At 75.4% G+C, this 10,469-nt stretch carries 11 protein-coding genes and 2 rRNA genes; all 13 read left to right on the forward strand.

Annotated features, from left to right (window positions below; all coding sequences use genetic code 11):
- Positions 1-255 (forward strand): 23S ribosomal RNA (locus ACYVJ4_RS10285); the annotation flags it as partial.
- 69 nt (positions 256-324) lie between these two features.
- Positions 325-441: ribosomal RNA gene (gene rrf, locus ACYVJ4_RS10290) — 5S ribosomal RNA — on the forward strand.
- A 97-nt stretch (positions 442-538) separates the two neighbouring features.
- On the forward strand, positions 539-1,678 hold the full coding sequence (locus tag ACYVJ4_RS10295; RefSeq protein WP_460460037.1) for a hypothetical protein: 1,140 nt from the start codon (positions 539-541) through the stop codon (positions 1,676-1,678).
- Between the two features lie 103 nt (positions 1,679-1,781).
- Positions 1,782-2,135 (forward strand): single-stranded DNA-binding protein, encoded by a 354-nt coding sequence (locus ACYVJ4_RS10300; protein WP_460460038.1) that lies wholly within the window; start codon positions 1,782-1,784, stop codon positions 2,133-2,135.
- A 21-nt stretch (positions 2,136-2,156) separates the two neighbouring features.
- Complete coding sequence (locus ACYVJ4_RS10305; protein ID WP_460460039.1) at positions 2,157-2,570, forward strand: tetratricopeptide repeat protein; 414 nt, start codon at positions 2,157-2,159, stop codon at positions 2,568-2,570.
- Positions 2,567-3,658 carry an HAD-IIA family hydrolase gene (locus ACYVJ4_RS10310; RefSeq protein ID WP_460460040.1) on the forward strand — a complete coding sequence of 364 codons (1,092 nt, stop codon included), beginning with the start codon at positions 2,567-2,569 and terminating at the stop codon, positions 3,656-3,658. The genes ACYVJ4_RS10305 and ACYVJ4_RS10310 overlap by 4 nt, the downstream gene beginning before the upstream one ends.
- Positions 3,659-3,714: 56 nt before the next feature.
- On the forward strand, positions 3,715-4,257 hold the full coding sequence (locus ACYVJ4_RS10315; protein WP_460460046.1) for a phasin family protein: 543 nt from the start codon (positions 3,715-3,717) through the stop codon (positions 4,255-4,257).
- Positions 4,254-4,670 carry a hypothetical protein gene (locus ACYVJ4_RS10320; protein ID WP_460460041.1) on the forward strand — a complete coding sequence of 139 codons (417 nt, stop codon included), beginning with the start codon at positions 4,254-4,256 and terminating at the stop codon, positions 4,668-4,670. The genes ACYVJ4_RS10315 and ACYVJ4_RS10320 overlap by 4 nt, the downstream gene beginning before the upstream one ends.
- 19 nt (positions 4,671-4,689) lie before the next feature.
- Entirely contained in the window at positions 4,690-5,517 is an 828-nt protein-coding gene (locus ACYVJ4_RS10325) for a TlyA family RNA methyltransferase (protein ID WP_460460042.1), read from the forward strand.
- A complete protein-coding gene (locus ACYVJ4_RS10330) occupies positions 5,514-6,425 on the forward strand; it encodes an NAD kinase (protein WP_460460043.1) in 912 nt (303 codons plus the stop codon). Before ACYVJ4_RS10325 ends, ACYVJ4_RS10330 begins: the two co-directional genes overlap by 4 nt.
- Before the next feature lie 21 nt (positions 6,426-6,446).
- Entirely contained in the window at positions 6,447-8,213 is a 1,767-nt protein-coding gene (gene recN, locus ACYVJ4_RS10335; protein WP_460460047.1) for a DNA repair protein RecN, read from the forward strand.
- Positions 8,214-8,249: 36 nt separating this feature from the next.
- The gene (steA, locus tag ACYVJ4_RS10340; protein WP_460460044.1) at positions 8,250-9,431 is read left to right on the forward strand and encodes a putative cytokinetic ring protein SteA; all 1,182 of its coding nucleotides are present in this window, start codon (positions 8,250-8,252) and stop codon (positions 9,429-9,431) included.
- 1 nt (position 9,432) lies between these two features.
- Positions 9,433-10,395: a copper transporter gene (locus ACYVJ4_RS10345; protein WP_460460045.1), complete on the forward strand. Its 963-nt coding sequence runs from the start codon at positions 9,433-9,435 to the stop codon at positions 10,393-10,395.
- Positions 10,396-10,469: the final 74 nt, after the last annotated feature.

A 10,469-nucleotide genomic window follows, 5' to 3' on the forward strand; every position in this document is an offset into this window, starting at 1 on the left:
CTATCCCTAGTACGAGAGGACCGGGATGGACGAACCTCTGGTGTGTCAGTTGTTCCGCCAGGAGCACCGCTGATTAGCTACGTTCGGAAGTGATAACCGCTGAAAGCATCTAAGCGGGAAGCACGCTTCAAGATGAGGTTTCCATGGGGTGTTCCCCGAGAGGCTCCCAGCTAGACTACTGGGTTGATAGGCCGGATGTGGAAGTGCAGTAATGCATGCAGCTGACCGGTACTAATAAGCCGATAACTTGATACAAAGATGCTACGCGTCCACTGTGCGGTTCCCGAGATGCGGTCGGAGACGACTGTGACATCTCTATAGAGTTTCGGCGGCCATAGCATTGGGGAAACGCCCGGCTCCATTCCGAACCCGGAAGCTAAGCCCAATTGCGCCGATGGTACTGCGAGGGGGACCTCGTGGGAGAGTAGGACGCCGCCGGACATTCTTTCGAGACGCCCACCCGGGTCACCCGGGTGGGCGTCTTCGTTTTGCCCGCCTACGCTGCTGCTGCCCCGACCTCGATGGAGGACCCCGCACCATGAGCGACGACGAGCGACCCGAGCGGTCCCAGCGACCGGACGACCAGCGCCGGCCCCGCCGCGAGGGGGCGCGCCCGGTCGGCAGCGGGTCGAGCCGGCCGCGCCAGCAGGGTGGTTCTCGTCGCGAGGGTGGTCCTCGCCGCGAGGGCGGTTCTCGTCGCGAGGGCGGTCCTCGTCGCGAGGGCGGTCCTCGTCGCGACGGTGCTCCGCGTCGCGACGGTGCTCCGCGCCAGCAGGCCGGTCCCCGCCGGGACGGTGCTCCGCGCAGGGATGCCGCAGGTGGCCCTGGCGCGGGTGCGCCGCGGGCGAGCGACCGCGGTCGTCCGACGCGCGGGACCGACGAGCCCGTGCGGCTGCTCGGTCCCCGTCGGGCCGGCCCGGACGAGCCCGCCCTGCCGGACGACGTCAGCGGCGCCGAGCTCGAGCGTCCCGTGCGCGCCCAGCTCCGCTCGCTGTCCAAGGCCAACGCCGAGATGGTCGCGCGCCACCTGGTGATGGCCGGCCGGCTGCTCGCCGACGACCCCGAGACCGCTTACGCCCACGCGATGGCCGCCCAGCGGCGCGCGGGCCGCGTAGCCGTCGTCCGCGAGGCCGTGGGGGTCACGGCGTACCACGCCGGGCTGTGGGCCGAGGCCCTCGCCGAGCTGCGAGCCGCCCGGCGGATGAGCGGCTCGTCGCACCAGCTGCCGTTGATGGCTGACGCCGAGCGCGGCCTGGGCCGGCCCGAGCGCGCGCTCGAGCTGGCGGCGTCCCCGGAGGCCGGGACGCTGTCGACGGCCGAGCGGGTCGAGCTGGCGATCGTGGTGTCCGGCGCCCGGCTGGACCTGGGCCAGGCCCCGGCCGCCGTGGTCAGCCTGCAGATCCCCGAGCTGACCGCACCCGACACGCACGCGTTCACCCCGCGCCTGCGGTACGCGTACGCCGAGGCGCTGCTCGCCGCCGGGCGCGACGAGGAGGCCCTCGGCTGGTTCGCGCAGGCCTCCGACAGCGACCTGGACGGCGTCACCGAGGCCGACGAGCGGCTGGCCGAGCTGCAGGGCCTGGCCTTCATCGACCTCGACGACGACGAGGACGACCACGAGGACGATGTGGACGAGAGCGCTGGTGCGCCGACGGACGGTCCACAGCCCTCCGTCTGAGTCCCGTCGTCCACAACCGCTCGGCGCTGGGTTCCGTCCGGCGGCGCCCCGCCGCGAGGCTCGACCCGTCGGCGCACGCCGGCCACGGCGAGCGGGAGGACGCATGGCAGGACGCACGACGGCACCACGGGCGAAGACCTCGGACGACGAGGCGCCGGCGGTCAACGAGGTGCGCCTCGTCGGCCGGTGGCAGGGCGGGGACGAGCGCGAGCTGCCGTCCGGGGACGTCGTGGTGACCGGCCGGGTGGTGGTGCCGCGCGTCGACGGCGGGGTCGACACCGTCGACTGCGCGCTCTGGAAGCCGCACCTGCGCAAGCGGGCGCTGGGCTGGCCGCCGGCGACGGTCGTCGAGGTGACGGGCAGCCTGCGGCGGCGGTTCTGGCGCACGCCGTCCGGGCCGTCGAGCCGCTACGAGGTCGAGGTGCTCACCGCGCGCACCGCACGGGCGGCGCGGTGAGCGGCGTCGTACCGTGGGGCCGTGAGCAGACCTCCCGACGGCGGCCCGTACGAGTGGTGGCAGCGCGGGGTCGAGCTGCTCGAGCGCGGCGACGCCGCGGCGGCCGCGGTCCTGCTCGAGCGCACCGTCGAAGCGGACTCGCGCTCTGCCAGCGGGTGGGAGGCGCTGGGGCGCGCCAGCTACGACGCAGGACGCTTCCACCGTGCGGCCGAGGCCTTCGGCCGGCTGGTCGAGCTGGCCCCCGACTCCCACTACGGCCACTTCGCGCTCGGCCTGTCGCTGACCCGGCTCGACCGGTTCGAGCGCGGCGTCGAGCACCTGGCGATGGCCTCGGCCATGCGCCCCGACCGCCACGAGTACACCGACCGGCTCCGCCAGGCGCGGGCCACGCTGCAAGCGCGCAAGGACGCCGCCGCGGCGGACGGCACGCCGTGAGCGAGCCGGCGGCGACGCCCGCGTGGCGGGCGAGCACGGGGCCGCTGGTCGACGACCACGACGCGGTGCTGCTCGACCTCGACGGCGTCGTCTACGTGGGCGAGCACGCCGTGCCCGGTGCGGTCGACGCGGTGAGCGCCGTGCGCGAGCGCGGTCTGCGGGTGGCCTTCGTCACCAACAACGCCGCCCGCACGCCGCAGCGCGTCGCCGAGCACCTGAGCACGCTGGGCGTGGCCGCCGAGCCGGACGACGTCGTGACCAGCTCGCAGGCGGCGGCGTCGATGCTGCGGGCCCAGCTGCCCGCCGGGTCACGCGTGCTGGCGGTCGGCGCGGAGGGGCTGACGGCGGCGCTGGAGGCGGTCGGGCTGCAGCCCGTCGCCACCGCGGACGACGGACCGGTCGCGGTCGTGCAGGGGTTCTCGCCGGAGACCAGCTGGCAGACCCTGCTCGAGGCCTGCGTGGCGGTGCGCGCGGGCCTGCCCTGGGTGGCGACCAACCTCGACGCGACGCTCCCGACCCCGCGCGGACCCGCGCCGGGCAACGGCGCGTTCGTGGAGGTCGTGCGCCGAACGACCGGGGTCGAGCCGCAGGTGGCCGGCAAGCCCTACCGGCCGCTGGTGGACGAGGCCGTGCAGCGCACCGGCGCGCGGCGAGCGCTCGTCGTGGGGGACCGGCTCGACACCGACCTCGCCGGTGCGCGGGCGGCCGACCTGCCTGGTCTGCTCGTGCTCACGGGCGTCAGCGGCGTGGCGGACCTGCTCGCGGCTGGGCCGGACCGGCGTCCCTCGTACGTGGCGGCCGACCTGGACGGGCTGCTGCGGGCCCACGCGGCGCCGGCACCGGACGGCGACGGCTGGCGCGAGGGCGCGACGACCGCCCGATGGGTGGGCGGTGACGACGACGAGCGGCTAGAGATCAAGGGTCCGCAGGCGTCGGACGACGACGCCCTCGCGGCGCTGCGGGTGGCCTGCGCCGCCTGGTGGCAGCGGTCGGACGACGGCGACCCGGGCGGCGGCGACCGGGATCTCCGCGAGCAGGTGCGGGCCGCGGTGCGACCGTGGACCTCGCCGCGCGGGTGGGACCGGTAGCCTGTCCGGCGCGTCGGCGCGAGCGCGTCGACCCGGAGGAGGCCGTCGTGATCGACATGCTCAAGGGCTACCTGCAGGTGGCGAGCGGGGTGACCCAGCTGACCCGCCAGAAGGCCCTCGAGGTCGCCCGGCAGCTGGTCGACGCCACGCCGGTGTCCGGGGTGCTGCCGGTGGCGACCGCCGGGGCCGAGAGCCTCCAGCAGCAGGCGAGCTCGCTCGCGGACGAGCTGGTGCAGGCCAGCCGGCAGAACCGCGCGCTGCTGCTCGAGCTGGTGCGCACCGAGGTCGAGACCGTCGTGACCCGCCTCGGCCTCGCCGGGTCGGCCGAGCTCGAGGCCGCCCTGGCCTCCAGCCGCGCCCGCGTGGTCGAGCTCGAGCGCGAGCTGTCCCGGCGCGACGCCGCGGCCGAGGCTGCCCCCCGACGTCCCGCCCAGAAGGCCGCGGCGAAGAAGACGGCTGCCAAGAAGTCGGCCGCGAAGAAGAGCGCAGCCAAGAAGACCACCGCGAAGAAGACGGCGGCCAAGAAGACCACCGCGAAGAAGTCGACGGCGAAGAAGTCGACCGCGAAGAAGACGACGAGCTCCGGGACCAGCGCATGAGCGAGCACGACCACCAGCCCGACGTCGAACCGGTGGCCCAGCTGGCCGCCGAGGACGCCGCCACCCCGCAGGGACCCTTCGACGACGTCGAGGACGTCGTCCCCACCGACGACGGTCGCGTCGCGCAGCTGGTCGACGAGGGCACCGCGCCGGAGCAGCCCGAGCAGCCGGAGCAGCCGGACCAGCCGGGCCAGCCGGACCAGCCGGACCAGCCGGACCAGCCGGACCAGCCCCAGCAGCACGAGCCGCCGCGCGCCGTCGTCCCCGAGCTGCCGCACACCGGCGACCAGCAGGTCGACGAGGCGCTCGCGCAGCTGGCCGCCGTCCAGGACGAGCCCCCGGCCGACCAGGTCGAGACCTACGTGGGCGCCCACCGCGCGCTGCAGGACCGGCTCGCCGACCTCGAGGGATGACGCCGCCCGGGGGCGCGCGGTGAGCGCGCGCCTGGACGCCGAGCTCGTCCGCCGCGGGCTGGCCCGCTCGCGCGGTCAGGCCGACGAGATGCTGCGCGACGGCCGGGTGCAGGTCGACGGCCGCCCGGTCGTCAAGGGTTCGCGCCAGGTCGAGCCGACCAGCGACATCACCGTGAGCGCCGGCGAGACCCCGGACTACGTGGGCCGCGGCGCGCTCAAGCTGGCCGGCGTGCTCGACGACCTCGCGGCCGCCGGCGCCGCCCCGCCGGTCGACGGGCGTCGCTGCCTGGACGCCGGCGCCAGCACCGGCGGCTTCACCCAGGTGCTGCTGGAGCGCGGTGCCGCCGAGGTGCACGCGGTCGACGTGGGCCACGACCAGCTGGCCGCGCCGCTGCGCGCCGACCCGCGCGTCCACGACCGCAGCGGGACGACGGTGCGCGGGCTCGACCCGGCCGAGGTCGGCGGCGCGGTCGACCTGCTCGTCGCCGACCTGTCCTTCATCTCGCTGCAGGTGGTGATGGCCGACCTGGTGCGGCTCGTCGCCCCGGGCGGCGACCTGCTGCTGATGGCCAAGCCGCAGTTCGAGGTCGGACGTGAGAGGCTCGGCCAGGGCGGCGTCGTCCGCGACCCGGCCCTGCGGGCCACCGCCGTCGAGGCGGTCGCGCAGGCCGGGCTGGCGGCGGGGCTGCTCGTGCACGACGTCCGGGCCAGCCGCTGGCCCGGGCCGAGCGGCAACGTCGAGTACTTCGTGTGGCTGTCCGCGGGGGAGCGGGTCGGGCGCCCGGTGCTCGCCGCGGCCGACCTGCCCGCCGTCGTCCGGCGAGCCGTCCAGGAAGGACCCCCGTGACCCGCCGCGTCCTGCTCGTGACCCACACCGGTCGCCCGGAGGCGCTGCAGGCCGCCGTCGAGGTCTCGTCCGGGCTGATCGCCGCGGGCGTCCAGGTGGCTGCGCTGCCCGACGAGGCCGGCGAGCTGCACGCGCTGCAGGAGCACGTCGACGGCATCGCGGTCGCCGACGCCGACCACCTGGCCCGCGACTGCGAGCTGGTCGTGGTGCTGGGAGGCGACGGCACGATCCTGCGCGGCGCCGAGATCGTGCACGGCACCGACGTCCCGCTGCTGGGCGTCAACCTCGGCCACGTCGGCTTCCTGGCCGAGATCGAGCGCGAGAACCTCAGCGAGACCGTGCAGCGCGTCGTCGCCCGCGACTACACCGTCGAGGAGCGCCTCACCCTCGACATCACGGTGCGCCGCGACGACGAGGTGATCCACCGCTGCTGGGCGCTGAACGAGGCCACGGTCGAGAAGGCCGCGCGCGAGCGCATGCTCGAGGTCGTCATCGAGGTCGACGACCGGCCGCTGTCGACCGTCGGCTGCGACGGCGTCGTCATGGCCACCCCCACCGGCTCCACCGCGTACGCCTTCAGCGCGGGCGGTCCCGTCGTCTGGCCCGAGGTCGAGGCGCTGCTGCTCGTGCCGATCTCGGCCCACGCGCTGTTCGCCCGCCCGCTCGTGGTGGGGCCGTCGTCCCGGCTGGCCGTCGAGGTGCTGGCCGACACCGAGGGCACCGGGGTGCTGTGGTGCGACGGCCGCCGTCGCTACGGGCTCGTGCCCGGGTCGCGGATCGAGGCCCGGCGCGCCGACACCCCGGTGCGCCTGGCCCGGCTCACCTCCGGGCCCTTCACCGACCGGCTCGTCGGCAAGTTCCGCCTGCCGGTGGACGGCTGGCGCGGTCAGCCGGGCCGCTCCTCCTAGGCTGTCCGCGTGCTGGAGGAGATGCGGATCCGCGGGCTCGGCGTCATCACCGACGCCGTGCTCGAGCTCGACCCAGGCCTGACGGTCGTCACCGGCGAGACCGGCGCCGGCAAGACGATGGTGGTCACCGGGCTCGGTCTGCTCCTCGGCGGCCGCGCCGACGCCGGCGCGGTCCGCACCGGCTCGGACCACGCGGTGGTCGAGGGCCGGGTCGTGGTCGACCCCGCCGGGTCCGTCGCGCACGCCGCCCAGGACGCCGGCGCCGAGCTGGACGACGACGTCCTGCTGCTGGCCCGCACGGTCACCGCCGCTGGGCGCTCGCGGGCCCACGCGGGCGGCCGGTCGGTGCCGGTCGGCGTGCTGGCCGAGCTGGCCACCGAGCTGGTCACGGTGCACGGGCAGTCCGACCAGCTGCGGCTGCTGCAGCCAGCGCGCCAGCGACACGCGCTCGACCGGTTCGCCGGGCACGACGACCTGCTGGCCGAGCACGCCGCGGCCCACGCCGCGCTGCGCGAGGTCGAGCGCGAGCTGGACGACGTCACCACCCACGCGCGCGAGCGCGCGCAGGAGGCGGACCTGCTGCGCCACGGTCTGCAGGAGGTCGAGGCCGCCGACCCGCAGCCCGGTGAGGACCAGGCGCTGCGCGACGAGGACGCCCGCCTCGCCCACGCCGACGGGTTGCGCGCCGCCGCCGAGCTCGCGCACGCGGCGCTGCAGTCCGAGGGCACGGGCGGCGAGAGCGCCGACGCGGTCGGCCTGGTCGCCGCGGCCCGCCGGGCGATCGACCCGGTGCGCGACCACGACCCGGCGCTGGCCGAGGTCGAGAGCCGCCTCGGCGAGCTCGGCTACCTGCTGGCCGACCTGGCCGCCGACCTGGCCTCCTACGCCGCGGGGATCGAGTCCGACCCGGCCCGGCTGGGCGTCGTCCAGGAACGCCGGTCGGTGCTGGGCGCGCTGGTGCGCAAGTACGCCGCGGACGACGAGGGCGGGATCGACGCCGTGCTGGCCTGGTCGCAGCAGGCCTCGCGACGGTTGCTCGACCTCGACGACGACGAGGGCCGGGTGGACGCCCTGCGCGAGCGGCGCGACGCGCTGCGCGCGCAGCTGGCCGACCTGGCCGGGCGCCTGCACCGCAGCCGCGCCGAGGCGGCCGGACGGCTGGGCGCACTGGTCACGGACGAGCTGGCCCAGCTCGCCATGCCGCAGGCCCGGCTCGAGGTGGCGCTGACCCAGCGCGACGACCCCGACGGGCTGGACGTCGAGCTGTCCGACGGCACCCGCCGGGTGGCGGTGGCCGCGCACGGCGCCGACGACGTCGAGCTGCTGCTCGCCCCCCACAACGGTGCGCCGCTGCGGCCGGTGAGCAAGGGTGCCTCCGGCGGCGAGCTGTCGCGCGTCATGCTCGGGCTCGAGGTCGTGCTGGCCGGCGCCGACCCGGTGCCGACGTTCGTGTTCGACGAGGTCGACGCCGGCGTCGGGGGGCGGGCCGCGGTCGAGATCGGACGGCGGCTGGCCCGGCTCGCGCGCTCGTCCCAGGTCGTCGTCGTGACCCATCTGCCGCAGGTCGCGGCCTACGCCGACCGCCACCTGCTGGTGGTCAAGGCCGACGACGGAGCGGTCACCGAGAGCGGCGTCCGCGCGCTGGACGACGGCGAGCGCGTGGCCGAGCTGGCCCGCATGCTGGCCGGCCAGGAGGACTCCGGCACCGCCCGCGCGCACGCCCAGGAGCTGCGCGAGAGCGCCGCGGCGGAGGTCGCGGGGATCACGTCCCGCACGCCTTCCGCCTGACCGGTCCGCGGCCCCTGACGTGGGAGGATGGACGCGATGCGACGTCCCTCCCTGCGCTCTCGCACCCACCAGCCGTCGGCGAAGGGTGTGGTCGGCGTGGCCCGGGTCGACTCGCGCACCAAGAACCTCACCAAGCGGCTGCAGCCCGGTGACGTCGCGGTGATCGACCACCTCGACATCGACACCGTGGCCGCCGAGGCCCTGGTGGCCCGCCGACCCGGTGCGGTCGTCAACGCGGCCCAGAGCACGAGCGGCCGCTACCCCAACCTCGGCCCCGAGATCCTGCTGGCGGCCGGCGTGCCGCTGGTCGACGGTGTCGGGCGCGAGGTCATGGTGGCCGTCGCCGAGGGCGACCGCGTGCGCGTGCACGACGACGAGGTCTACCTCGGCGACGACCTGGTCGCCAAGGGCGTGCGGCAGACCGACGAGTCCGTCGCCGAGGCGATGGAGGAGGCCCGGGCCGGGCTCGCCGTCCAGCTCGAGGCCTTCGCCGCCAACACCATGGAGTTCCTGCGCAAGGAGCGCGAGCTGCTGCTCGACGGCGTGGGCGTCCCCGACATCACCACCGAGCTCGACGGGCGGCACGTGCTCGTCGTCGTCCGCGGCTACCACTACAAGCAGGACCTGCAGACGCTGCGGCACTACGTGCGCGAGTACAAGCCGATCATCATCGGGGTCGACGGCGGCGCCGACGCCGTGCTCGACGCCGGGCTCCCGCTGCACCTCATCGTCGGCGACATGGACTCGGTGTCCGACAAGGCGCTCGCGAGCGGGGCCGAGATCGTCGTCCACGCCTACCGCGACGGCCGCGCCCCCGGCGCCGAGCGGGTCGAGGCCCTGGGCGTCACGCCCGTCGTCTTCCCCGCCACCGGCACCAGCGAGGACGTCGCCATGCTGCTCGCCGACGACAAGGGCGCCGAGCTGATCGTCGCCGTCGGCACCCACGCCACCCTCGTCGAGTTCCTCGACAAGGGCCGGGCCGGCATGGCCAGCACCTTCCTCACCCGGCTGCGCGTGGGCGGCAAGCTCATCGACGCCAAGGGCGTGAGCCGGCTCTACCGCTCGCGCATCTCGACCTGGCAGGTGGTGCTGCTGCTGGTCTGCGGCCTGCTCGCGCTGTTCGTCGCGATGTCCGTGACGCCCGCCGGCCAGGCCGCGCTCGGCCTCGGCGGCGCGCAGTGGGACGACCTCATCTCCTGGATCCGAGGACTGCTCTGACGTGATCGACTTCCGGTACCACCTCGTCTCGATCGTCTCGATCTTCCTCGCGCTCGCGGTGGGGATCGTGCTCGGCGCGGGCCCGCTCCAGCAGCAGCTCGGCCAGACCCTGACCAACCAGGTCTCCCAGCTGCGCGCCGACAAGGCCGACCTGCGCAGCCAGCTCGACACCCAGCAGCACAAGGTCGACGCCGCCGACGAGTTCGCCTCCGCCGTCACGGGTGACCTCGTGGGGTCGCGCCTCGGCGGTCGCTCGGTCGCCGTCCTGCAGCTGCCCGGTGCCGACTCCTCGGTGGTCGACGCCCTGACCAAGACCCTGCAGAGCTCGGGCGCGAAGGTGAACGCCCGCGTCAAGCTCACCGCCGCGTGGGCCGACCCCGACCCGGGCAAGGTCACCTTCCGCGACCAGCTCAGCTCGAACCTCGGCCCCCTCGTCGGCTCGCCGGCCGACGCCGGCTCGCCGGTCAACGACCGCATGGGGGCGCTGCTGGCCCGCGCGCTCGTCGTCAGCAACGTCTCGGACGCCGACCGGACGACGTCCCAGAGCGAGCAGGCCGTCTCGGGCCTGCGCGAGGCCGGGCTGATCCAGGTCAGCGGCACGCCGCAGCTGTCCTCGCTCGTGCTCGCCGTCGCGCCCGCGCCCGACACCAAGGCCACGGACGACGCGCGCGACGCGACCCTGGCCACCTGGCGCACGACCTTCACGGCGCTGGACGACGCGAGCAGCGGCGCGGTGGTCACCGGACCGACCGCCAGCACCGAGCCGATCGGCGTCCTCGGCGCCCTGCGCACCGACCGCGACGCGGCGTCCAAGGTCTCGTCCGTCGACGACGTCGAGCTCGCGATGGGCCGGGTGGCCGTCGTGTTCGCCATGCGCCAGCAGATGTCGGGGCAGTCCGGCAGCTACGGCACGGGGGTCGGTGCCACCAGCGTGCTGCCGCCGCTGCCCGCGGACGCCCCGTGACCCGAGCCCGCGGCCTGCTGCGGGTCGCCCTCGCCGCCGCCGCGGGCGCAGGGGCGGCTCGCGCGGCGTCGCGG

It is taken from the genome of Angustibacter peucedani (genome assembly GCF_054779595.1).